The organism is Campylobacter sp. CNRCH_2015_1657 (genome assembly GCF_025772685.1).
In the GTDB taxonomy this organism is placed as follows: domain Bacteria; phylum Campylobacterota; class Campylobacteria; order Campylobacterales; family Campylobacteraceae; genus Campylobacter_D; species Campylobacter_D lari_D.
The window spans coordinates 1-23,070 of record NZ_JAKMSO010000004.1 but is presented as its reverse complement, the minus strand read 5'-3'; the positions used below and the strand labels follow the sequence as shown (position 1 = coordinate 23,070).

The 23,070-nt window shown below is 29.6% G+C and carries 22 protein-coding genes and 1 pseudogene; 16 read left to right on the top strand and 7 right to left on the bottom strand.

What is annotated here, in order from left to right; all coding sequences use genetic code 11:
* Nucleotides 1–12: 12 nt before the first annotated feature.
* Complete coding sequence (locus L8X27_RS03880) at nucleotides 13–1,665, bottom strand: 4Fe-4S dicluster domain-containing protein (RefSeq protein WP_263671131.1); 1,653 nt, start codon at nucleotides 1,663–1,665, stop codon at nucleotides 13–15.
* 89 nt (nucleotides 1,666–1,754) lie between these two features.
* Between L8X27_RS03880 and selA the strand changes: the two genes are divergently transcribed.
* Genes selA through L8X27_RS03860 form a run of 4 tightly spaced genes read left to right on the top strand, consistent with a single transcriptional unit; the run spans nucleotide 1,755 to nucleotide 6,165 of the window.
* Nucleotides 1,755–3,086: an L-seryl-tRNA(Sec) selenium transferase gene (selA, locus tag L8X27_RS03875; protein WP_263671130.1), complete on the top strand. Its 1,332-nt coding sequence runs from the start codon at nucleotides 1,755–1,757 to the stop codon at nucleotides 3,084–3,086.
* Nucleotides 3,079–4,884 (top strand): selenocysteine-specific translation elongation factor, encoded by a 1,806-nt coding sequence (gene selB, locus L8X27_RS03870; RefSeq protein WP_263681066.1) that lies wholly within the window; start codon nucleotides 3,079–3,081, stop codon nucleotides 4,882–4,884. Before selA ends, selB begins: the two co-directional genes overlap by 8 nt.
* Nucleotides 4,885–4,937: 53 nt before the next feature.
* On the top strand, nucleotides 4,938–5,651 hold the full coding sequence (locus tag L8X27_RS03865) for a thioredoxin fold domain-containing protein (RefSeq protein ID WP_220566922.1): 714 nt from the start codon (nucleotides 4,938–4,940) through the stop codon (nucleotides 5,649–5,651).
* A complete protein-coding gene (locus tag L8X27_RS03860; protein ID WP_133319770.1) occupies nucleotides 5,638–6,165 on the top strand; it encodes a hypothetical protein in 528 nt (175 codons plus the stop codon). The genes L8X27_RS03865 and L8X27_RS03860 overlap by 14 nt, the downstream gene beginning before the upstream one ends.
* 22 nt (nucleotides 6,166–6,187) lie before the next feature.
* On the opposite strand, the gene gdhA is transcribed toward L8X27_RS03860, so the two are convergent.
* The 4 genes from gdhA to gltX all read right to left on the bottom strand — a co-directional run bounded on the left by gdhA (nucleotide 6,188) and on the right by gltX (nucleotide 11,107).
* Nucleotides 6,188–7,555, bottom strand: a complete 1,368-nt coding sequence (gene gdhA, locus L8X27_RS03855; RefSeq protein WP_263664924.1) for an NADP-specific glutamate dehydrogenase — start codon at nucleotides 7,553–7,555, stop codon at nucleotides 6,188–6,190.
* 12 nt (nucleotides 7,556–7,567) lie between these two features.
* The gene (locus tag L8X27_RS03850; protein WP_133319772.1) at nucleotides 7,568–8,233 is read right to left on the bottom strand and encodes an MqnA/MqnD/SBP family protein; all 666 of its coding nucleotides are present in this window, start codon (nucleotides 8,231–8,233) and stop codon (nucleotides 7,568–7,570) included.
* Nucleotides 8,234–8,480: 247 nt separating this feature from the next.
* Nucleotides 8,481–9,716 (bottom strand): malic enzyme-like NAD(P)-binding protein, encoded by a 1,236-nt coding sequence (locus L8X27_RS03845; protein ID WP_263671128.1) that lies wholly within the window; start codon nucleotides 9,714–9,716, stop codon nucleotides 8,481–8,483.
* Nucleotides 9,716–11,107 (bottom strand): glutamate--tRNA ligase, encoded by a 1,392-nt coding sequence (gltX, locus tag L8X27_RS03840; protein ID WP_263671127.1) that lies wholly within the window; start codon nucleotides 11,105–11,107, stop codon nucleotides 9,716–9,718. Before gltX ends, L8X27_RS03845 begins: the two co-directional genes overlap by 1 nt.
* Nucleotides 11,108–11,171: 64 nt before the next feature.
* Here gltX and L8X27_RS03835 point away from each other — a divergent pair, with 64 nt between their 5' ends.
* Entirely contained in the window at nucleotides 11,172–11,999 is an 828-nt protein-coding gene (locus tag L8X27_RS03835) for a peptidylprolyl isomerase (protein ID WP_263660169.1), read from the top strand.
* An 18-nt stretch (nucleotides 12,000–12,017) separates the two neighbouring features.
* Here L8X27_RS03835 and L8X27_RS03830 read toward each other — a convergent pair whose 3' ends face one another.
* Entirely contained in the window at nucleotides 12,018–13,349 is a 1,332-nt protein-coding gene (locus L8X27_RS03830) for an acetyl-CoA carboxylase biotin carboxylase subunit (protein WP_039619123.1), read from the bottom strand.
* A 1-nt stretch (nucleotide 13,350) separates the two neighbouring features.
* The gene (gene accB / locus L8X27_RS03825) at nucleotides 13,351–13,800 is read right to left on the bottom strand and encodes an acetyl-CoA carboxylase biotin carboxyl carrier protein (protein ID WP_263666362.1); all 450 of its coding nucleotides are present in this window, start codon (nucleotides 13,798–13,800) and stop codon (nucleotides 13,351–13,353) included.
* 131 nt (nucleotides 13,801–13,931) lie between these two features.
* On the opposite strand from accB, the gene dcd reads away from it, so the two are divergent.
* The 11 genes and pseudogenes from dcd to L8X27_RS03770 all read left to right on the top strand — a co-directional run bounded on the left by dcd (nucleotide 13,932) and on the right by L8X27_RS03770 (nucleotide 23,030).
* Nucleotides 13,932–14,492, top strand: a complete 561-nt coding sequence (dcd, locus tag L8X27_RS03820; protein WP_012661997.1) for a dCTP deaminase — start codon at nucleotides 13,932–13,934, stop codon at nucleotides 14,490–14,492.
* Nucleotides 14,493–14,542: 50 nt separating this feature from the next.
* Nucleotides 14,543–15,550, top strand: coding sequence for a UDP-N-acetylglucosamine 4,6-dehydratase (inverting) (pseB, locus tag L8X27_RS03815; RefSeq protein WP_220566915.1), 1,008 nt, complete (start codon nucleotides 14,543–14,545; stop codon nucleotides 15,548–15,550).
* Nucleotides 15,547–16,677, top strand: coding sequence for a UDP-4-amino-4,6-dideoxy-N-acetyl-beta-L-altrosamine transaminase (gene pseC, locus L8X27_RS03810; protein ID WP_263671126.1), 1,131 nt, complete (start codon nucleotides 15,547–15,549; stop codon nucleotides 16,675–16,677). The genes pseB and pseC overlap by 4 nt, the downstream gene beginning before the upstream one ends.
* A 4-nt stretch (nucleotides 16,678–16,681) precedes the next feature.
* Nucleotides 16,682–17,945, top strand: a pseudogene (locus tag L8X27_RS03805) (DUF4910 domain-containing protein).
* Complete coding sequence (locus tag L8X27_RS03800; RefSeq protein ID WP_263671125.1) at nucleotides 17,942–18,724, top strand: AAC(3) family N-acetyltransferase; 783 nt, start codon at nucleotides 17,942–17,944, stop codon at nucleotides 18,722–18,724. The pseudogene L8X27_RS03805 and the gene L8X27_RS03800 overlap by 4 nt, the downstream one beginning before the upstream one ends.
* 3 nt (nucleotides 18,725–18,727) lie before the next feature.
* Entirely contained in the window at nucleotides 18,728–18,964 is a 237-nt protein-coding gene (locus L8X27_RS03795) for an acyl carrier protein (RefSeq protein ID WP_220566911.1), read from the top strand.
* Nucleotides 18,951–19,841, top strand: coding sequence for a class I SAM-dependent methyltransferase (locus L8X27_RS03790; RefSeq protein WP_263659256.1), 891 nt, complete (start codon nucleotides 18,951–18,953; stop codon nucleotides 19,839–19,841). Before L8X27_RS03795 ends, L8X27_RS03790 begins: the two co-directional genes overlap by 14 nt.
* Entirely contained in the window at nucleotides 19,838–20,242 is a 405-nt protein-coding gene (locus L8X27_RS03785; protein ID WP_263659255.1) for a VOC family protein, read from the top strand. Before L8X27_RS03790 ends, L8X27_RS03785 begins: the two co-directional genes overlap by 4 nt.
* Nucleotides 20,239–21,762 (top strand): HAD-IIIC family phosphatase, encoded by a 1,524-nt coding sequence (locus tag L8X27_RS03780; RefSeq protein WP_263671124.1) that lies wholly within the window; start codon nucleotides 20,239–20,241, stop codon nucleotides 21,760–21,762. Before L8X27_RS03785 ends, L8X27_RS03780 begins: the two co-directional genes overlap by 4 nt.
* Nucleotides 21,752–22,819: a beta-ketoacyl-ACP synthase III gene (locus tag L8X27_RS03775; protein WP_263671123.1), complete on the top strand. Its 1,068-nt coding sequence runs from the start codon at nucleotides 21,752–21,754 to the stop codon at nucleotides 22,817–22,819. The genes L8X27_RS03780 and L8X27_RS03775 overlap by 11 nt, the downstream gene beginning before the upstream one ends.
* Nucleotides 22,812–23,030 carry an acyl carrier protein gene (locus tag L8X27_RS03770; protein ID WP_214100219.1) on the top strand — a complete coding sequence of 73 codons (219 nt, stop codon included), beginning with the start codon at nucleotides 22,812–22,814 and terminating at the stop codon, nucleotides 23,028–23,030. The genes L8X27_RS03775 and L8X27_RS03770 overlap by 8 nt, the downstream gene beginning before the upstream one ends.
* Nucleotides 23,031–23,070: the final 40 nt, after the last annotated feature.

Genomic DNA, 23,070 nt, shown 5'->3' with positions numbered 1-23,070 from the left:
AAGCCTTTTGGCTTAAAGCACATTCATACTTTGTATCATTACTTTTGCTTTACATTCAGCACAGCAATATAGTGTTTTTATCTTAGCTTCATCACCTATAAATCTTGGTTTCATAATGCTAGCAATTTTTTCAATGGCCTTTTTAGTAGCAAATTCTTTCCCACACTCTACACAAGCAAAAAGTTCATCTTGAGCTAAAACCATAAAAGAAAAATACTCTTTTTCCAAATCTATCCCACTTCTTTGAAGCATTAAAGTATCTTTTTCAGCACAACTTGCCTCACAATACCCACAGGTAGTACATAAGCTTGCATTAAATTTCAAAGAATTATCCTTAGTATCAGCCACTAAAGCTCCTACATTACAAGCTCCCACACAAGAAAGACATAAGGTACAGGTGTCTGCATTGATGGTGATTTTTCCATAGCGTATCCATTCTTTACTTGGGATATTGCCTAAATTTTCTTCCTTTATAAGCTCTCTTAATCTTATAGCAAAATCTTCTCTTTTTAAAAGCGCAGGATTATAAGAAATAAATTTGAGATTTTCTATAAAATGTGCTTGATTTATAGCCTCTAAAAGTTCTTTTTCATCTTTAGCTAGAAAAATTGCGTTTTGTTTAAATTTTCTTTGAAAAATTTCATTCATCAAAGCTATCACTTCTAAAGCACCTTGCGATAAGCCATCACTATAAAAAATCACACTCGCACCACTTGTTTGAAGCATAGCTAAAAAATGTGCTTGATCAAGATAATTCTCGCCTTTAATCATAAAAGGCATTACATCTTCTTTTAAAGTGATATTTAAATTTTCTATAGACATTTTCTCAGGGATTATTAAAATGATTTTATCTTCATAAAATTTTAAAATTTCATAAAAGCTATTGCGTGGCATAGGTGCATAATCAAGCGCTCCACTAGGACAAATTCCTACACAATCACCACAGCTTAAACAATCCACATGAGAAAATTCTAATTTTCTTTGCTCATCATCTTTTAAAATAGCCACACTAGGACAAATTTCAGCACATTTTCCACAATGGATACTTCTTCTTTCATGGTATTGGCAAATGCTATCATCATAACTAATATAATTTCTAAATTTATATTTTGGAGAATTAGAATTTAAAAGTTTTATAAGTTCTTCTTGACTTAAAGTAGTTAAATCATAACAACCACTTTGTTGATCAAAACTTTCTTTTTTTACATCATATAAGAAAAAATCACAATCAATCTCTACTTGCTCATTATCTTTTAAAGCTATCACGCAAAGCTCGCCCACGCAACCTAAAACACCCAAACATTGCTCATTACTTAATTTTAAAACCTTGTATTCTTGTTTTTTTAAGCTTTCAATAAGCTCATTTTGATCCTCATTGCTTACAATAATTACATTTTTACCCACTTCTTTGGTGTATTCTAAATCAAGCCCTAAATCATAAACTTTAGATCTAATCTTATATAAAGACTCAATAGTTTTAGCTTTTTTTAGTGCATCATCTTGTGAGTTTTTAAGATAAAAATTAATCTCAGGCGCATAAACTTCAGGGTTTAAAAGCTTTGAATTTCCTATAAAAACTTCTTCATCACAGGCTTTTTGAACTATGCTAATATCATCACTTAAAGGAATCAAATCTTCATTTTCTAAAAATACAAAATCTTTCATAATGCTCTCTTTTAAATTTTTTAATCTTAATTATATAAATTTCATTATAAAAAAGTTATAATTTTACTAATTTATTCTTAAGGTTTAAGATGAACAAATTTAGAAATTTTCCACCCATAAACACGCTTATAAACGATGAAAACTTGGCTAATTACCCTTTGTATTTAAGATCTCATTTTGCAAAAATAGTTGTTTCAAATTGTAAAAAAGAACTAAGTAAAAATGAAAATTTAAATTTTAGTTTGCAAGATTTGCTAAGTAAAATTGCCCAAAGTATTGATGAGTTTTTAAACATGCAAAGTCAAAGTTTGATCAATGCTAGTGGAGTTATCATTCATACTAATCTTGGTCGTAGCATTATTGATGAGAGTATTTTTGAAAGAACTAAAGAAATCATCTGCTCTTATTCAAATTTAGAGTTTAACATGCAAAGTGGCAAAAGAGGCTCAAGGTATGACGCACTTAGTGCGAATTTAAAAATATTGTTTGATTGTGAAGATTGCTTGGTTGTTAATAATAATGCCTCGGCTGTATTTTTGATCTTAAACACCTTAGCAAAAAATGAGGAAGTTATTACTTCAAGAAGTGAGCTAGTTGAGATTGGGGGAAATTTTAGAATTCCTGAAGTTATGCTAGCAGCTGGTGTTAGGCTAAAAGAAATAGGCACGACTAATAAAACTCATCTGTATGATTATGAAAAAGCCATCAATGAAAATACTAAGATGATTTTAAAAACTCATCGTTCTAATTTTGCTTTTAAAGGATTTTTTGAAGAAGTAAGCTTGAACGAAATTCATGCTTTAACAAAAAAGAAAAAACTCATATCTTATTATGATTTGGGTGCTGGCTGGTGTGAAAAAATTAATAAACAACTTAGCAAAAACGAGCCAAGCGTAAAAGAGCTTTTAAAACATTGTGATATTTTAAGTTTTAGCGGTGATAAACTTTTTGGTTCTACTCAAGCAGGCATTATACTTGGAAAGAAAAAATACATTCAACAATTAAAGAAAAATCAACTTCTAAGAATGTTAAGGGTTGATAAAATCACTCTAGCTTTTTTAAATGAAACTACCAAAGCTTACTTAGAAAAAGAATATGAAAAAATCCCTACACTAAAACTTTTAAATGATAATTTAAAAACCATAGAAAAAAAAGCACTCTTTGTCAAAGAAAAAATTCCTATAAAATGTGAGTTAAAAGCTTCTAAAAGTTTAGTAGGTGGTGGCTCTATGCCTGATAAAAGCTTAGATACTTTTGTGTTAAGTTTTGATGAGAAAGCTTTGCTTTTACAAGAAAAATTTAGAAAAAAAGGCGTAATCGGCCGTGTTGAAAATGGGCATTTTGTGCTAGATTTTAGAAGTATTTTAGAAAAAGATTTAAATAAAATAATAAGCATTATTAAAGAGGTATTTCATGCATAGTATCATCATAGGCACTGCTGGGCATATTGATCATGGTAAAACTTCGCTTATTAAAGCTTTAAATGGTTTTGAAGGTGATGATTTAAAAGAAGAGCAAGAAAAAGGCATTACGATTAATCTTAGCTTTTCAAATTTAAAAAGTGAAAATTTAAATATTGCTTTTATCGATGTGCCTGGGCATGAAAGTTTAATTAAAACTATGATAAGTGGTGCTTTTGGCTTTAGAGTGTGTATGTTTGTCATAGATATAAACGAGGGTTTAAAGGCTCAAAGTATAGAGCATTTAAGGGTTTTGGAATTTTTAGGCGTAAAAGATGTAGTGCTTATTTTGAGTAAGGTTGATTTATGCAAGGATTTAGTACAAAAGCAAGCAGAGCTTTTAAAAGAATTAAAAGCCTTTAAAATCAATATCTTAAAAGTTTTTCCAACTAGCATTTATGATGAGCAAAGTATATTAAATTTAAAAAACTATCTACTTAGTTTAAAGCCTAAAGAAAATGATGAAAATTTGATTTTTAGATACTACATTGATAGGGTTTTTTCTCTAAAAGGTATAGGAACGGTAGTAACAGGGAGTTTAAATGAAGGAAAAATAAGCAAAAATGAAAAAATATTTTGCCTTGAAAATCAAAAAGATATCATTGTAAAAAACATACAAATTCATGAAGAAAATGTTTTAGAAGCAAAAGCTTATAATAGAGTTGCTTTGAGTTTAAATTGTGATTATCATGAGTTAAAAAAAGGCTATATATTAAGTAAAAAAGGTGTTTTTAAAAGTTTTAAAAGTATCGATGGAGTTGTTTTTAATACAGAGATTAAACACGGGAGTATTTTAGAATTTTGTAGTGGCTCAAAAAAGCTTAATGCAAAAATTAGTGTAATCAAAGAATTTGAAGATAAAACTTATATTAGCTTAGAGTTTGATAAAAACCTACCTTTGTGTTTTGATGATAAATTCATCTTGCTTGAAAATGGGCGTATTAAAAGCGGTGGTGTGGTTCTTAATGCGGTAAGTGAGCCTTTAAAAAAAGATATAAAAGCTAAGTATTTAGCACTTTTAGAACAAAAAGATTTAAAAAAGGTATTTGAGTTTTTAAAACAAACTCACAAACTTGGCTTTGGATTACTTTCAAGCTATCAACGCTTTAAACTCACTCATGAGCAAGCCCTAAACCTAGCAAAAAGCTTAAATCATGTTTTTGTCGATGAGCAAGCTTTAAATGTATATGATTTAAATGCTATGCAAACTTTGAAAGAATTTATTGATTTTATTTTCTCTAAAAATCCTTATGCTTTAATCTCGCCTCATTCTATCGCCTTAAGGCTTAGCTGGGCAAGTGAGAGCTTTTGCGCTTATACACTCAAGCAAATGCAAGAAAAATTAGATTTTAAAGATGGCATATGGTTTTTAAAAGGACAAGATTTTGGAAAATTACAAGAAAAGGCTCATTGTGAGCTTTATGAAATTTTAAAAAAAGAAGGTATAAAACCTACCGCACCTTACAATCTTTATGAATATTTAGAGCTTGATAGGAAAAATGGAGATCTTATCTTAAAAAAACTCACTAAAGAAAACAAAGTCAAAAGATTAGCACATAATCTTTTTATAGAAAAAAATACTCTTGAAAATCTCATGCAAGAGTTTTTAAAACTTTTGCAAAATCATCATTTAGATGTAGCTTTTGTTAAAAATCATTTTCAAATTTCAAGAAAATATGCCATAGCTTATTTAGAATATCTTGATAAAAACTATCCTCAAGTTAAAAAAATAGAGGAAAAAAGAATATTAAAAATCTAAGTGTTAAAGATTACATTTTATAATGTGCAAAAATTTTAAAACAAAGGAAAATGATGAAAAAATCTTTAGCTCTCTTAACCCTTGCTAGCTCTTTATTTGCTGCAAGTAATGAAGAAATTATTAATTTTTTTAAGAAAAATCCAAATTTATCAAATGCAAACATTAGTGTTTCTAGTAGAGAAAAAATTCCTGATACTAACTTTGAAGCTGTGATAGTTAATTTTGAAATTAGTGGTAAAAATTTCCAAGAAATCGTTTTCACTCAAGATAATATCATCACAACTGAAGTAATTGATGTAAAAAAAGGTGAATTTTACTCTCAAGTTTATCAAGCAAAACTCATGGAAAAACAACAAGCTGAATTTTCAAAAAAAGCTCTAGTTGAACTTAAAAAAGAAAAAATGTTTATTTCTTTAGGCGATAAAAACAAACCTTTACTTTATGTTTTTAGCGATCCTGAATGTCCATATTGTAGAATGCATTTAGATAAAATAGAAGAAACACTAAAAACCCATCAAGTGAAATTTATCTTAACCCCTATCCATGATACTAGTGCTTTTGAAAAATCTGCATTAATTTACAAAGAAAGTAAAAATGCTAAAGATGATGCACAAAAAATCGCTATCATGAAAAAATATTATGATAAAAATTTAAAAGATTATAAAAAACCTAGTGAAGCTGAGGTTAAAGCAGTAAGAGAAACTTTCGCAAAATACTCTAAACTTGGTCTTCGTGCTGTGCCAACTATAATCGATGCTCAAAAATAATTTTTTCTTGCTTGTGTTTGCACTATTTTTAAGTGCTTGCACAGGCCCTATGCAAACTTTTATCCAAACAAATAATGAAGGTATTTTCCTGCATGCTAATAAAAATCAAAGTTTTTCTTTACACATCAATAATCCTTCAAAATTAAACACAAATTTAGAAGCCAAGCTCGCTCAAAAATTACAAAATTTAGGCTTAGTTTTAAATAATGTTCAAAGTGATTATAAAATTTATATCAATATAGTAGATTTTAAGAAATTTTCTTACGCACAAAGATTACGCGCTTCTAATGCGAGATTTTTTTATAATGACTTTGATAAAATAGATGATGTTTTTGAAATGGAAGTAGAAAATTACTATCTTTTGCAAGTTAATTTACAAATTAGCTCCAAAAACTCTACTCAAAGCACCTCGCTTTTAGCAAGAACTGCTTATCTTGGCAATATAGACAGAGCCAAAGAGTCTTTAGAAGAAAAAATCGCTAATCAAATAACAAGCTTTTTTTATATACACTAAAGATGGCATTTAAGCCATCTTTTTAAATATAACCATGATCAATCATCGCATCAGCTACTTTTTTAAAGCCTGCTATGTTTGAACCTACTACTAAATTTCCTTCATGATTATAAGCTTTTGCACACTCGTATGAATTTTCAAAAATATTTTTCATAATCTTATATAATTTTGCATCAACCTCCTCAAAGCTCCATTGACACATACTTGCATTTTGTTGCATTTCAAGTTGAGAAGTCGCTACACCACCTGCATTAGCAGCCTTAGCTGGCGCAAATAAAAAGTCTTTTTGATTTAACATAAAATCGATCGCTTCAAGTGTGCTTGGCATATTAGCTCCCTCTGCTACCATACGACAACCATTGTGATATAAGGTTTTAATATCTTCTAAATTTAATTCATTTTGCGTAGCACTTGGAAAAGCTATATCACAAGGTATACTCCATACTCCATTACAACCTTGTTTATACGCACTTTTTGGAGTAAAAATAGCACCTTTTTTAAGCATTGCATAATCACTCACTCTAGCTCTTTTTACTTCCTTAATTTCTTTTAATAAATCTAAATCTATCCCATCTTTATCATAAACAAATCCATCGCTATCGCTTATTGTGATTGCTTTTGCACCAAGTTGATGTAATTTTTCTATGGTATAAATTGCCACATTTCCGCTACCTGAAACTGCACACTCTTTTCCTTCTAATGCATTGTTATATTTTGCTAGCATTTCTTGAGTAAAATACACACAGCCATACCCTGTTGCTTCTGTTCTTACTAAACTTCCACCCCATGGAATTTTCTTTCCCGTTAAAGTTCCATCAAAATTAGAGCTAATTTTCTTATAAGCTCCAAACATATATCCAATTTCTCTAGCACCAACCCCTATATCACCTGCTGGCACATCAGTGCTTGCACCTATGATTTTTGAAAGCTCGGCCATAAAAGCTTGACAAAAACGCATAATTTCTGCTTCGCTTTTGCCTTTAGGGTCAAAATTTGCTCCTCCTTTAGCTCCCCCTATCATTAAACCTGTTAGAGAATTTTTGAAAATTTGTTCAAAACCTAAAAATTTCAAAACATCTAAATCTACACTAGGATGAAATCTGATCCCACCTTTATAAGGTCCTAAACTAGAATTAAACTGTACTCTATAACCAAAATGCGTTTGAGCTTTACCTGCATCATCAATATATACTACTCTAAAAATAGTCGTTTTTTCAGGCATAACAATACGCTCTAATATAGCATGATCTTGATAAGTTTTGTTAGATTCAAGTAAAGGTTCTAAAGAATTTAACACCTCAGTTGCTGCTTGAAAAAAGATAGGTTGTCTTGGGGAAGTTGCTTGAATTTTTTCTAAGGTTTCATTGATATATTGTTTAGCTATACTCATAAATTGTCCTTTTTATAGTATCTTGCTGTTTGCATTGGCTAAAAATTTTTTTAGCGCCTTTTGCTCCTTTGTTCCTATTTTGTAGTAAATTAGCTTTAAATATGCACTAATTTCTTTTTGAGAAAGATTTCTTGACTTAGAATAATCTAGCAAAATATATTGCGGAATGAAAATTTTACTTTTTGTGAAATTTTTCATCATTTTTTTATAAATAGAAAAATTTTTAATACAAGAAAATCGAGCAAAAACAAAAGGTAGTTTTGTCTTTTCATACCATAATTCACATAAATCAATATAATCTTTTGGATTTTGCAAATAAAGTTTTAAAGCCTTATCACCGATGATAACCTCCCCTTTTTGCTTTAAAACTTTTGCAAGAGCATTAGAAGTTGCAGAGCTTGCATCTTCTTTGCTTTCAGATTGTTTTTTCACTAAAACGCTTTTTACCTTTTTGCTTGCGCAAATCCCCACATTTAAGGTTTTGTATTTTTTTCTACGACTTTCAACACTTGAGATAATCGCTGCATCAATGCGTCTAAAATACAAATGGCGATTTAGCTTACTAGGAACCCCTTTTTTGTATTCTGTAGTTTGCTTAACATAGCTAGGAAAAGCTGATTTTTTAAGATAGATATGTAAAGGGAGTAAATTAAGATAATCTATCTTACCAAAAATCATCTCGACCTTTCTATGATTAAGTAAAAATATCCTATTAAAAAATATCTTAAATATAAATTAATTTTATTAAAAACACTAGTAATATCAAATTTATATAATTTAAAAAGAAAAAAAGTAACATTTAAAACATATTTTTTAAATGATTTTTAAAAAATATGTTTTTATAACTCATATAAACAATAAAAAATAGATAAAATTAAGTTTTATAATAAAAAATTATTTTAAATAAAACTTAATTTATAAAAAATTATTTTAAACTATCAAAATATCTCTGATAATCAAAATTATTTATCAAAGCTACTCCATCTTCAACCGCAGCTTTTGCTACCGCAGCACTTACCACAGCTTTTACTCTGCTATCAAATGGTTTTGGTATCACATAATCTCTACCAAAACTAAGCTCTTCTACTCCATAAGCTTGTTTTACCTCATCAGTTACTTCAAGCTTAGCTAAATCAGCCAAAGCTTTTGCGGCTGCTATTTTCATATTTTCAGTAATTTTAGTTGCCTTTACATCTAAAGCTCCTCTAAAGATAAAAGGAAAACCTAAAACATTATTAATTTGATTTGGATAATCACTTCTACCTGTTCCAACTATAGCATCGTTTCTAACTCTTTTAACATCTTCTGGCATCACTTCAGGCACTGGATTAGCTAAAGCGAAAATCACGGGATCTTTAGCCATACTTAAAATCATCTCATCATCTAAAATTTTAGGTGCACTTAAACCTAAAAATACATCAGCCCCTCTTAAAGCTTCTCTTAAAGTGCTATCTTTAGTATCACTTACAAATTCTAATTTATATTTATTTAAATCATCTCTTTGAGTATTAATCACTCCCTTGCTATCTACTAAAATAATATTTTTTACACCTAAATTTCTATACATTCTAGCACTTGCAATACCTGCAGCACCTGCACCACTTACTACTACTTTAATGTCTTCAAATTTTTTACCACTAATCTCCATAGCATTCATTAATCCTGCTGTAGAAATGATCGCAGTTCCATGTTGGTCATCATGCATTACAGGAATTCCAAGATCTTGTAAAGCGGCTTCTATTTCAAAACATTTTGGTGCTGAAATATCTTCTAAATTAATCCCTCCAAAAGTAGGTGCTATAGCTTTACAAAAGGTAACAATCTCATCTATACTATGAGCATTAATTTCTAAATCATAAGCATTAACATTAGCAAATTTTTTAAACAAACAAGCTTTTCCTTCCATAACAGGTTTGCTTGCACTCGCTCCTATATTGCCAAGCCCTAAAACTGCACTACCATCGCTTACTATAGCAACTAAATTAGCTTTATTAGTGTATTTATAAGCTAAAGTTTCATCTTTTGCTATCTCAATACAAGGTTCAGCAACCCCAGGAGAATACGCCAAAGATAAATCATGTGCACTATCCATAGGCTTTCTAGCAACAATATCTACTTTACCACCTAAGTGATATTCTAAAGCCTCTTCTTTTAAATTCATTATTTTTCCTTCATATAATTTAGTAAATTTTTTATCCTAAGTTTAGCCTTTTGCACTCCTAAAAATTCCAATACTTCAAATATACTAGGACTAACCGAGTTTCCTGTGAGTGCGATGCGTATAGCTTGAGCTAGATCTTTTAACTTAAGATTATTTTCTTCTAAGAATTGATTAGTTAATTCTTCAAATTCACAAGCATTTTTTTGCTCATTTAAAACCATAGCGTATTTTTCCAAATAAGTTAAATTTGTAACATTGAGAAATTTATCTACAGCCTTTTGATCATATTCTTTTGGGTCATTTAGTAACACTTTAGCCCCGCTAATAATATCATGCAAAGTTTTAGCTCTCTCTCTTAACATATCTAGCAAAAAGCCTGCTTTTTCATACTGACTTAAATCAAAACCTAAATCTTTTAATTGTCTATTGATTTCTTCAAAAGGTAAAGTTTTAATATAATGAGCATTAAGCCATTCTAATTTTTTAAAATTATAGCAAGAAGCACTTTTGTTAATATGATTTGGATCAAAAAGCTCTTGCATACTTTCTAAAGAAAAAATTTCATCATCGCCATGACTCCAACCAAGACGCACTAAGAAATTAAGCAAGGCTTGAGGTAAAATCCCCATATTTTTATATTCCATCACATCAGTTGCTCCATGACGCTTAGAAAGTTTCTTACCATCTTCACCATGTATCATAGCTACATGATAAAATTTAGGTATTTTAAAGCCTAGTGCTTCATAAAGGACAATTTGTTTTGGAGTATTTGATAAATGATCATCTCCTCTTATAACATCACTCACACCCATTAGTGCATCATCAATTACAACGGTTAAATTATAAATTGGGCTACCATCGCTTCTTGCAATTACAAAATCATCTAAGATATCTTCAGCCTTAAAACTAACCTCGCCTTTAATGCCATCTATAAATTTAATCTCTCCACTTTGTGGTGCTTTTATACGCACCACAGGCTCAATACCACTTGGGGGAGTTCCTTTAAAATCTCTATATCTACCATCATATTTTGGACGCTCTTTAGCTGCTTCTTGCTTAGCTCTTAACTCATCAAGCTCTTCTTTGCTCATATAACAATAATAAGCCTTGCCCTCATCTAATAATTTTTGAATGTATTTTTTATAAATATCAAATCTTTGAGATTGATACTCAATCGTCCCATCATAATCAAGCCCACACCATTTAAATGCTTCTATAATAGCTTGCGTAGCTTCTTGTGAATTTCTTTTTAAATCCGTATCTTCAATACGCAATAAAAATTTACCCTTATTTTTTCTTGCATAAAGATAATTATATAAAGCTGTTCTAAGCCCCCCTATGTGCAAATATCCTGTTGGAGAAGGAGCAAAACGCGTTGTGATTTCTTGCATATTTTTACCTTTTTTAAATTTTTATTGTTATAATGCTATATTTACACTTAAATAAAGGTTTTATATGAGAAAATTTTTAATATCTTGTTGTTTTGCTGCAAATATTTTATATGCTCAAACCCTTGGTGGTGTAGCAATGGTAGTAGAAAATCAACCTATTACTCTTTATGATATAGAACAAACTATGAAAGAATTAAAAACTAATGACAAACAAAAAGCTATAGCATTTTTAGTAGATGATAAAGTTCAACAAAGCGAAGCTAAAAAGCTAGGAATTTATGTAAGCACTTTTGAACTTAATGAAAAATTAGCCCAAATAGCAAAAGGCAATAAAACTGACATTAATGGTTTGCAAGCAAAGATAGAAAAAGATGGTTTAAGTTTTGAAGTTTTTAAAAACAAAGTTAGAAAAGATCTTGAAAGAGAAAAACTTTATAGAAGCATAATGCAAAATGCAAAAATCAATATTGATGATGAAACACTAAAACATTTTTATGAAAGCAATCTTGATAAATTTAGCACTTTTTCAAATATAGACTTAGTTGTTTATAATTCTACCAATCCTGAACTTTTACAACAGCTTGCACAAAATCCTATGTATAAAAATTCTCAAATTAAATCAAAAGCCATTAGTTTAAACGCAGCTAGTTTAGATCCAAGATTACTTGCTTTGTTAAATAATACAAAAATAGGAGAATTTACTCCAGTGTTAAATGGCGAAAACGCTTATATAGTGTATTTTGTAAAAGAAAAATATGGTAAAAATCCTATCGAATTTGATTTAATCAAAGATCAAGTTAGCAATGTCTATACCCTAACTCAAAAAGAACAAGCCTTAAAAAATCATCTTGATAAAATAAGAGCAAATGCTCATATAGAAGAATTAAGATAGGTTAAAACCTATCTTCAATTAATGTCTTGAAAGATAATTTGTATCATAATTATTATTGATAAAATCTGCATTATCCATCATCGCTAAATGAAAATCCTTGGTTGTTTTTATCCCACCTACAATAAGCTCTTGCAAGGCTATTTTCATTTTAGCTATAGCTGTGTTTCTATCTTCTCCCCAAACGACTAATTTTCCAATCATAGAATCATAATAAGGAGGCACACTATAATCTTGATAACAATGGCTTTCCATTCTTACATTGCGTCCTGCAGGAGCTACATATTTTGTGATTTTACCTGGGCAAGGCAAGAAAGTTTTAGAATCTTCAGCAGTAATTCTACATTCTATAGAATGACCTTTAAGTTTAATTTCTTCTTGTTTTGGTAAAGGATACCCTTCTGCTACTTTAATCATAAGCTCGATAATATCTACCCCGCTCACCATCTCACTCACACAATGCTCAACCTGCAAACGCGTATTCATCTCGATAAAATAAAAATCTAAATTTTTATCCACTAAAAACTCAAAAGTTCCCGCACCCTCATAATCAATAGCCTTAGCAGCTTTAACTGCTGTTTCATGAAGTCTTGCTCTTGTTTTTTCATCTAGTAAAATTGCAGGAGATTCTTCTATAAGTTTTTGATGGCGTCTTTGCATAGAGCAATCTCTCTCACCCAAATGTATCACATTTCCAAAGCTATCTCCTATGATTTGCACTTCTATATGGCGTGGGTTTTGGATGTATTTTTCCATATACATAGTTCCATCACCAAAAGCACTCATCGCTTCACTTTCTGCTGACCAGTAAGCTTTTTCTAAATCTTTTTCATCTTCAACTACACGCATACCACGGCCGCCACCACCTGCTGCTGCCTTTAAAATCACAGGATAGCCTATTTCTTTAGCAAGTTTTTTTGCTGCTTCAACCCCACCTAAAGCCCCATCGCTTCCTGGGATTACAGGCACACCTGCTCTTTGCATTACTTGTTTTGCTTTACTTTTATCACTCATTAGTGCCATAGCAGCTACTGAAGGGCCTATGAATTTGATATTATGTTTTGCACAAATTTCAACAAAATTTTGATTTTCACTTAAAAATCCATATCCTGGAAAAATCGCATCCGCTTCGCTAATTTCAGCTGCACTAATAATAGCTGGGATATTTAAATAGCTTTCTGAACTTCTAGCATTTCCTATGCAAATACTCGCATCAGCATATTTTAAATACAAAGCATCTTTATCTGCAGTAGAATACACACAAATTGCTTTTTTTCCCATTTCTTTTACAGTTCTTAAAGCTCTTAATGCAATTTCTCCACGATTTGCTATTAAAACTTTTTTAATTTCCATTTTATAATTTCTCCACCACAAATAAAGGCATACCAAATTCTACAGGCTGACCATCTGCAACTAATACTTCTACTATCCTACAATCATATTCAGCTTCGATTTCATTCATAATTTTCATCGCTTCAATAATTGCTATAGTACTTCCTTTTTTAATAGTTTGTCCTGCTTTAGCAAAAGGTGCTGCACCTGGGCTTGGAGCTTGATAAAAAGTACCTACCATAGGGCTATTGATAGTCGGTTTATTAGAAGAGCTTGAGCTTGCTTTGGTTTCATTAACTACATTTACATTAATTGGCTGTGGAGCTGGAGCAACAGGAGCTGGAGCTGGTAATTCACAACACATATCTCTTTCAAGTTCTATTTCAAATCCATCTTGTTCTTTTATTTTAATCTTGCTTATATTTGCTTCTGCAAAAAGTTGCATTAGTTCTTTGATTTCTTCTTTTGTCATATATTCTCCTTAATTTATAAGACTTAATTTATAATTATATATAAAAATACTAAAAATAACTTCAATTATTTATTTTTTACTTTTATTTTAAGATATAATTTAAAAATTCACTTTAATTATAAAGGACAAAAATGGGCTTAAAAGCAGATAATTGGATCAAAAAAATGGCATTAGAGCACAATATGATAGAGCCATTTTGTGAAGCAAATATAGGTAAAGGTATAGTTAGTTATGGGCTTTCAAGCTATGGATATGATATAAGAGTTGGAAGAGAATTTAAGATTTTCACTAATGTAAATTCCACTGTTGTAGATCCTAAAAATTTTGTAGAAGAAAATGTAGTAGATTTTGTAGGCGATGTATGTATAGTACCTGCAAATTCTTTCGCACTTGCAAGAACAGTTGAGTATTTTAAAATGCCAAATGATGTTTTGGCTATTTGTCTTGGCAAAAGCACTTATGCAAGATGTGGCATTATAGTAAATGTAACTCCTTTTGAGCCAGGTTTTGAAGGACATATCACTATAGAAATTTCAAACACAACCCCACTACCTGCTAAAATTTATGCTAATGAGGGTATAGCTCAAGTTTTATTTTTACAAGGAGATGAGCCTTGTGATGTAACATATGCTGATAAAAAGGGTAAATACCAAGCTCAAACAGGTATAACTTTACCAAGAATTTTAAAATAATTTTATTTTCAACCGATATAAAAACTTAGTCAAGTAATAGGAAAATATATATGTTTAATGGAAAAAGCATTTTAATCACCGGTGGTACAGGAAGTTTTGGAAAAACTTATACTAAAACTTTACTTCAAAAATACAAACCTAAAAAAATCATCATTTATTCAAGAGATGAGTTAAAACAATTTGAAATGGCAAGAGAATTTAATGATGATTGTATGCGTTATTTTATAGGTGATGTAAGAGATAAAGAAAGATTGAGCATAGCAATGAAAGATGTTGATTTTGTCATTCATGCAGCTGCTATGAAACATGTGCCAATTGCAGAATATAATCCAATGGAATGTATAAAAACTAATATCCATGGAGCACAAAATGTAATCGATGCGTGTTTGGAAAATAATGTAGAAAAATGTATCGCTCTTTCAACCGATAAAGCTTGTAATCCTATTAATTTATACGGAGCTACAAAGCTTGCAAGTGATAAGCTTTTTGTAGCAGCAAACAACATAGCAGGAAATTCTCATACTAAATTTAGCGTTACAAGATATGGTAATGTAGTGGGTTCAAGAGGTTCTGTCATACCATTTTTTAAAAAACTCATCAATGAAGGCGCTAAAGAACTTCCTATCACAGATGAGAGAATGACAAGATTTTGGATATCTTTAGAAGATGGAGTTAATTTCGTGCTGAATAATTTTGCCTATATGCATGGAGGGGAAATTTTCGTGCCAAAAATTCCTTCTATGAAAATCGTTGATTTAGCTAAGACTATGGCTCCTAATTTAGCTCATAAAATCATAGGTATAAGAGCAGGTGAAAAACTACATGAAATTATGATTTCAAGTGATGATAGTCATTTAACTTATGAATTTGAAAATTATTATGCCATTAGTCCAAGCATTCAATTTAATAACACTAATGTTAATTTTAGTATAAATGCAAAAGGACAAAAGGGTAAAAAAGTTTCTAATGGCTTTTCTTATAGCTCTGATAATAATCCATCATGGATTAGCCAAGAAGAGCTTTTAAATATAATAAATCATACAGAGCTTGAAAAATGATAACTTATTCTCATCAAAATATTGACGAACAAGACATACAAGTAGTTTGTGAGGCTTTAAAAGATGATTTTTTAACCGGTGGAAAAAAGGTTGAAGAATTTGAACAAGCCCTTTGTGAATATGTAGGTGTAAAATATGCTTGCGTGCTAAATTCAGCTACTTCTGCTTTACACCTTGCGTATTTATCTTTAGATGTAAAAGAAAAAATTGTCTTAACAACCCCCATTACCTTTGCTGCAACTGCAAATGCAGCTTTAATGGCAGGTGCTAGGGTTGAGTTTATAGATGTAAAAAGCGATGGAAATATTGATGAGAAAAAACTTGCTTTAAGACTGAGCCAAGATAGCTCTAATATAGGAGCAATTTGCGTGGTTGATTTTGCGGGAAATAGTGTAGAAATGGATGAAATTTTAGCCTTAGCTAAACAACACAACATCCCACTAATTGATGATGCAAGTCATGCTCTAGGTGCTATTTATAAAGATCAAAAAGTAGGCTCTATGGGGGATTTGAGCATATTTTCTTTTCATCCGGTTAAACCTATTACAACCTTTGAGGGTGGTGCGGTTGTTAGCAATGATAAGGAATTAATCTCAAAAATCAAGCTTTTAAGAAGTCATGGCATAGTCAAAAAAAGACTTTGGGATAGTGATATGATTGAACTAGGCTATAATTATCGTTTAAGTGATGTAGCTTGTGCTTTAGGCATAAATCAACTAAAAAAACTTGATAATATGCTAGAAAAAAGAGAAATCATCACAAGTTTTTACGATAAAGAATTTGAAAAAAATCCTTATTTTAGCACTATAAAAATCAAAGATTACAAAAAAAGCTCAAGACATTTATATCCTATTTTGCTTTTTCCTGAGTTTTATTGCCAAAAAGAGATTATTTTTGAAAAATTATTAAATTTGGGCATAGGTGTACAAGTGCATTATAAGCCTACTTATGAGTTTAGTTATTATAAAAACTTATATGGAAATTTATTCTTAGAAAATGCGGATAATTTTTATAAAGCTGAACTTAGCATACCTGCTCATCAAGAAATGAATTTAAAAGAAGCACAATTTATTAAAGATAATTTATTTAAGATTTTAGAAGAAACTAAAAAGGCTTGTTGTGAGTAAAAGTATGTATGAGCTAGTTTGTGAGCTTTTTCCTATATGCAGAAGTATTACCGGGAAAGGCTTTAGACAAAGCTTAAAAATACTTGATGAAGCTATGGGGGGGGGGTATATTAAAAATTCACTCTATAGCAAGCGGGAGCAAAGTGTTTGACTGGGAAGTACCTGCTGAATGGGAGATAAACAATGCTTATATCATCACTCCAAATGGAGAAAAAATTTGTGATTTTAAGCAAAATAATCTTCATGTATTAAACTATAGCACAGGCATAGACACAGAGCTTGATCTAGCAAGCTTACAAGAACACCTTTACTCTATAGAGGGTATGCCTGATGCTATACCTTATGTGACAAGCTATTATAAAAGGCGTTGGGGTTTTTGTATAAAACATGAAGATAGAGTTAAACTAAAAGAAGGAAAATATAAAGTTTTCATCGATGCAAAACACCATGAAAATGGGGTTTTAAACTATGCTGATTTACTCATACCTAGCACGCAAGAAACAAAAGATGAAATTTTAATTTCCACTTACCTTTGTCATCCATCTATGGCAAATAACGAGCTAAGCGGCCCTGTAGTAGCTGCATTTTTAGCTAAATGGCTTTTAGAACTTAAAGAGAGAAAATATAATTATCGTTTTGTTTTTATTCCTGAAACCATAGGGAGTATAGTTTATCTTAGTAAACATTTAAAACATTTACAAAAACACACTAAAGCAGGTTTTGTACTCTCTTGCATAGGCGATGATAATGCTTACTCACTCATTCACACTCCAAGTGAAAATACCCTAGCAGATAAAGTAGCTTTGCATACTTTAAAAGAAAAAAATAATTTTAAAGAATTTAGCTTTTTAGATAGAGGAAGCGATGAGAGACAATACTGCTCTCCTTTGGTAAATTTACCCGTAGTTGGAATTTGTAGAAGCAAGTATCTAGAGTATAAAGAATATCATACTAGCAAGGATGACTTAAATTTCATCAGTAAAGAGGGATTGCAAGGTGGCTTAAAAGCTATGCAAGAAATCATTATGAATTTAGAGGTTAATGAAATTTATCAAAATACGATATTTTGTGAACCAAATTTAGGCAAAAGAGACTTATACCATACTATCAATACTTCTTCAACCAATGATATACCAATATCATGTAACTTTTTAGCATATTGTGATGGTAAAAACGATGTTTTAGATATAGCCTCAAAGCTAAACATGCAAGCTTATGAATTAAAAGATTTAATAGAAAAATTAAAATTTCACGGATTGATAAAATGAAATATTTCTTAGAACATAATGATAAAAAATACTCTAATATTGACTTAATAGAAGCTTTCAAAAAACTTGGCATCAAAAAAGGCGATATTTTGTGTGTGCATACTGAACTTTTTAATTTTGGCACACCCTTGCTTCCTAGAAATGAATTTTTACAAACTATATTAGATTGTTTTTTTGAAGTTATAGGTAAAGAAGGTACTTTAATCATGCCTACTTTTACTTATAGTTTTTGCAAAAATGAAGTTTATGATAAATTAAATTCTCCTACAAAAATGGGTGCTTTAAATGAATATTTTCGCAAACAAGCAGGAGTAAAACGCACTAATGATCCTATATTTTCCTTTGCTATAAAAGGAGCCAAAGAAGAATTGTTTTTAAAAGACACTACAAGTTGTTTTGGTGAAAATTGTGTGTATGATGTTTTAATAAAAGAAAATGGAAAATTTCTTACTTTTGGGGGTATTGGACACACCATAACCCACCATATTGAAGAAAAATATCAAGTAGATTATAGATATTTTAAAAAATTCCAGGGTTTTATTCTTGATGAAAATGGAGAAAAACAAAAAAAAGAAATCTTATATTTTGTTAGAGATTTAAACAAACACTCTCTTCCTAATATTAAAAATATTATTAAAATAGCTTTATCATCTTTTAAAAGCGATATGATAAAATTTGCCAATGATTACATAAGTATTTTTATTGCTCAAGAATATGAAAATGCCATAATAAGAGCCTTAAACATGAATAAAAATGTACTTATTCTAAAGGATAGTTAAAAAATGGAAAATAAATTTTATGAAATTTTAGAAAATATACTAGAAGTAAAAGTTGATGAAAATTCAAATTTAAGCATGCAAAATTGCAAAAATTGGACTTCTTTAAATCATATTGATATAATCATGAGCTTAGAAGAAGAATTTGAAATCAAATTTAGCAAAGATGAATTAAGTCAGCTAAAATCACAAAATGAACTTTTGCAAGCTATCAAATCAAAGGTAAAAAATGAAAAATATTAAAAACTTATTTGAGTTAATAGCTATAAAAAATCCAATTCACGCAAAATATTTAAATAAAATCAGTCTAACAAATGAAGATGAAATAGAATTTGAAAATCTCATTTCATATTATCTTCAAAACAATATTTCTTTACAAGAGCAGTGCGAATGCTATTTAACTATACTTAATGACACTTTAGAAGAAACAAAATATTTCATAGAAAATAACTCATATAGATATAAAAGTTTTGAAGAAGTAAAAGATAAAGTCTATTTTAATGAAACTTATATGAAAAAATACATGATAGGGCTTGCGCTTTCATCTTATATTTGGATTGCTCATATAAAAGTTAGAAAGTATTTTGAAAATTATCTTCAACCAAAAAGCAAACATGATAATTATTTTGAAATAGGCCCAGGACATGGAGAATTTTTTACTAAAGCTGTTAAAAGTTTGAAATTTGATTATTATTTAGGTTTAGATTTATCCCCTACTAGTTGCGAATTGACAAAAAATATGGTGGAAAATCAAGTTAAAAATTTAATTAATAATTGTGAATTTTTATGTAAAGATTTTTTTCAATTTCAATTTCACAAAAAAGCTGATTTAATAGTAATTGGAGAAGTTTTAGAACATGTTGAACGGCCTTTAGAATTTTTAAAAAGAGCAAAAGACTTATTAAGCGATGAAGGTGAAATTTTTGCAACCATACCTATCAACGCACCTGCAATTGATCATATATACTTATTTACACATCCAACTGAAATTTTTGAAATGGCAAAAAAAGCAGATTTAAAAATAAAACAATATGAATGTTTTATGGCAAATGACTATTCTTTAGAAAAAGCTTTAAAATTTAAAAATGCTATAACTATGGCTGTGGTATTTGAAAAATGAATTTAAATTTACCAATCCACCATATAGGTGTAGCATGTAAATCTTTAGAAAAAGAAAGAAAAATATTTGAAAAGCTAGGTTTTATTAAAGAAGCTGAATTTATAGACGAACAACAAGGGGTAAAAGGAGAATTTATCATTCCAAAAAATAACTTATTCCCCCAATATCGCTTTGAACTTTTGTCAAATTTAAATGAAAAAGGCGTTTTAGATAACTATTTGAAAAATAAAACTAAAATGTATCATATAGCTTATGAAAGCAAAAATATAGAGCAAGATTTATCTTTGCTTTTAAATGATGGTTTGTTAGTTGTTGACATAATGAAAGCAAGTTATTTTGCAAAACTTTGCTTTGTGATGATGAGTAATAATTTATTAATAGAATTAGTAGAGCTAAAATGAATCTTTTTTCACCAAATTTAAAAAGAAATGATCTTATAAAACTTAGCAAGGAAAATCATTATAAAAAAATTGCTATTAATGTTTTTAGAAATCACTCTTTTGAAGTGATTTCAAGCATACTAAATGCATTTTTAGCCTTTAGTAAATTAAAGGCTGAATTTAACATAAGCTCTTATGATGATAGTTTAAGTTATGATAATTTTCAAAAAGCAGATTTAAATATTATATTTATAGATTTAAACAATTATAAAAAAAATGTAGATGATTTTATCAAAGAAAAAATACAAGAGCTATCAAGCATTAGCAACACTCCTATCATCACACTTTTACTTGGCGATACAAGCTTAAAAGAATATAGTATTTGCAAAATACTAAAGCCCTTTTTAGATGAAAATCTCATCATAGATGATAGTAATTTTGAAATAAATGCAAGCAGACTTAGTAATAAAGCTTGTGTAAAATTAGCCCAAATTCTAGGACTAAAAATCCTACCTAGCCTTTTACAACCAACTTTAAAAGCAATCATCATAGATCTTGATAATACCTTATACCAAGGAATTTTAGGCGAAGATGGCATTGAAAATCTTACTTTATCTAGCAATCATAAAGCCTTGCAAAGTGAGCTTTTAAATTTAAAAAATCAAGGTTTTTTACTCGCCATCGCTTCAAAAAATGAAGAAGAAGATGTAAAAAAACTTTTTTCACAAAGAAAAGACTTTTTATTACAACTTGATGATTTTAGTATGATCAAGGCTAATTGGAAAAGTAAAGACGAAAATATTAAAGAAATTGTAAATTTTTTTAATATAGCTTTTGATAGTGTGCTATTTATTGATGATAATATAGCCGAAATTGAAAATGTATCACACCTTCATATTAACACCTTACTAGCTGATGAAAATAGTGCTTATAGTTTAAAGCTCCATCCTAGACTTTTAAAAACAAGCTTTAGCAAAGAAGATGAGTTAAGAAGTGCTGATATTAAAGCAAATTTACAAAGACAAGAGCTTGTCAAGCTTAGCCCTAAAGAGTATTTTGAAAAATTACAAATTTGTTTGAAATTTCATATCAACCACGCGAATGAACTTGAAAGAATCTCACAACTACTTAATAAAACTAATCAATTTATATCAAATTACTCAAGATTAAGCTTAAAAGAGTGTGAGGAATTTATGCAAAAACATGCTATTTTGACTATAAGCATGAGTGATAAATTAAGTGATAGTGGTATTATAGCAATTTTTTTAGCTTATAAAGATGAAACAAATTTAATCATAAAAGATCTTTGTATAAGCTGTAGAGCCTTAGGAAGAAAGCTTGAAAAAATTATGCTATATAAGGCTATAGAGTTATTACATGTGTATTTTAATACAAAAGAATGTATTTTATACTTTCAAAAAGGCGAAAGAAATATACCATTTTTAGAATTTTTATATAGTTTAAATGCAAATATAAAAGAAAATTTTACTCTAATCCAAAAAGAAATGATAAATTACGAAGGACTTATAATTGAAAGCTAGTTTTAATAAAGCCAAAATAGCAGGCATAAGCGTTTGCGTGCCTAATAAATGTATAAATATAGATGATTGCTTAGAAGATGTTTTTCAAAATGATGTCAAAATGCTAAAAAGAATGAAAAAAATTTCAGGCATACAAGAAAGATTTATCGCTGATGAAAATATTAGCACAACAGATTTAGCCTATGAAGCAAGTATAAATTTATTTAAAATGCTCGATTTTGATAAAAATAAGCTTGATATGGTGATTTTTGTTACACAAACTCCTGATTTTTTTATGCCATCATGCGCAAACTATCTTCACAAACGATTAAATTTAAAACCTCAAACCATAGCTTTTGATGTAAATCAAGCGTGTTCGGGGTATTTATACGGCTTATTTATAGCTTTTTCTTTTTTAGAAAATCAAAATGCAAAAAATATTTTATTAATTTGTGGTGATACTTTAAGCAAAACCATAAACCCTTTAAATGCAAATTTAGCTCCAATTTTTGGCGATGGAGTAAGCGCAACACTCATAAGCTGTGCAAATGAAAAATCGTTTTTTAAGCTTTATTCTAATGGAGAAGGTTTTGACAAACTCATCATACCCAATAGAGCTTTTGCTAAACTTGATGAGAGTAAAAGCTCCAATAAAGAAATATTTCAAACCAATAAGCATAGGAGCTTAGATAATCTTTACATGGATGGGGCTGAAATTTTTAACCAAGCACTTAATCTTGAGAGCCAAAGTATAAAAGAAATACTTGATTTTTGTGAAAAAAGTAAAGATGAAGTGGATTATTTTTTATTACATCAATCCAGTCAATTTTTAGTTGATTCTATTATAAATGACTTGGGTATTGATAGCTCTAAAGCACCAAATTTTTTGATGTCAAAATATGCTAATTTAAGTGCTTGCTCTTTACCTGCTTTACTTTGTGAAATACAAAAAAATGATTTTAATGCCATTTTAAGTGCTTTTGGTGCTGGATATGCCTGGGGGAGTGCTTATATAAATTTTGATAAAAACTTTAAAACTGATACAATTTCAATTTATAAAGGAGAAAAAAATGACTAAAGAAGAATTATTAGAAGCTATTAGCGAAGCTATGCATATGGATGAAACACTAAAAGAAGATATGATTTTAGATGATATTGATGAATGGGATAGCTTAGCTTTTGTATCTATCATGGTATTATTTAAAAACTCACTTGGCAAGCAAATTAGCGGTGATGATCTTAAAAAATGTGAAAAAGTAAGCGATCTTTTAGCTTTAGCTGGTGTTTAAACAAATATTTGTTTAAACCCTTTCCACACTTAAAACAATC

Bases quoted from the DNA above. Each gene is read 5' to 3' on its own strand.
- dcd (WP_012661997.1), top strand. From the start codon at position 13,932: ATGGGCTTAAAAGCAGATAATTGGATCAAAAAAATGGCATTAGAGCAC.
- L8X27_RS03835 (WP_263660169.1), top strand. From the start codon at position 11,172: ATGAGAAAATTTTTAATATCTTGTTGTTTTGCTGCAAATATTTTATAT.
- L8X27_RS03845 (WP_263671128.1), bottom strand. From the start codon at position 9,716: ATGAATTTAAAAGAAGAGGCTTTAGAATATCACTTAGGTGGTAAAGTA.
- L8X27_RS03830 (WP_039619123.1), bottom strand. From the start codon at position 13,349: ATGGAAATTAAAAAAGTTTTAATAGCAAATCGTGGAGAAATTGCATTA.
- L8X27_RS03770 (WP_214100219.1), top strand. From the start codon at position 22,812: ATGACTAAAGAAGAATTATTAGAAGCTATTAGCGAAGCTATGCATATG.
- L8X27_RS03800 (WP_263671125.1), top strand. From the start codon at position 17,942: ATGAAATATTTCTTAGAACATAATGATAAAAAATACTCTAATATTGAC.
- L8X27_RS03785 (WP_263659255.1), top strand. From the start codon at position 19,838: ATGAATTTAAATTTACCAATCCACCATATAGGTGTAGCATGTAAATCT.
- L8X27_RS03780 (WP_263671124.1), top strand. From the start codon at position 20,239: ATGAATCTTTTTTCACCAAATTTAAAAAGAAATGATCTTATAAAACTT.
- selA (WP_263671130.1), top strand. From the start codon at position 1,755: ATGAACAAATTTAGAAATTTTCCACCCATAAACACGCTTATAAACGAT.
- L8X27_RS03850 (WP_133319772.1), bottom strand. From the start codon at position 8,233: ATGATTTTTGGTAAGATAGATTATCTTAATTTACTCCCTTTACATATC.
- pseB (WP_220566915.1), top strand. From the start codon at position 14,543: ATGTTTAATGGAAAAAGCATTTTAATCACCGGTGGTACAGGAAGTTTT.
- L8X27_RS03860 (WP_133319770.1), top strand. From the start codon at position 5,638: ATGCTCAAAAATAATTTTTTCTTGCTTGTGTTTGCACTATTTTTAAGT.
- L8X27_RS03865 (WP_220566922.1), top strand. From the start codon at position 4,938: ATGAAAAAATCTTTAGCTCTCTTAACCCTTGCTAGCTCTTTATTTGCT.
- selB (WP_263681066.1), top strand. From the start codon at position 3,079: ATGCATAGTATCATCATAGGCACTGCTGGGCATATTGATCATGGTAAA.
- L8X27_RS03880 (WP_263671131.1), bottom strand. From the start codon at position 1,665: ATGAAAGATTTTGTATTTTTAGAAAATGAAGATTTGATTCCTTTAAGT.
- accB (WP_263666362.1), bottom strand. From the start codon at position 13,800: ATGACAAAAGAAGAAATCAAAGAACTAATGCAACTTTTTGCAGAAGCA.
- pseC (WP_263671126.1), top strand. From the start codon at position 15,547: ATGATAACTTATTCTCATCAAAATATTGACGAACAAGACATACAAGTA.
- L8X27_RS03790 (WP_263659256.1), top strand. From the start codon at position 18,951: ATGAAAAATATTAAAAACTTATTTGAGTTAATAGCTATAAAAAATCCA.
- gdhA (WP_263664924.1), bottom strand. From the start codon at position 7,555: ATGAGTATAGCTAAACAATATATCAATGAAACCTTAGAAAAAATTCAA.
- L8X27_RS03795 (WP_220566911.1), top strand. From the start codon at position 18,728: ATGGAAAATAAATTTTATGAAATTTTAGAAAATATACTAGAAGTAAAA.
- gltX (WP_263671127.1), bottom strand. From the start codon at position 11,107: ATGCAAGAAATCACAACGCGTTTTGCTCCTTCTCCAACAGGATATTTG.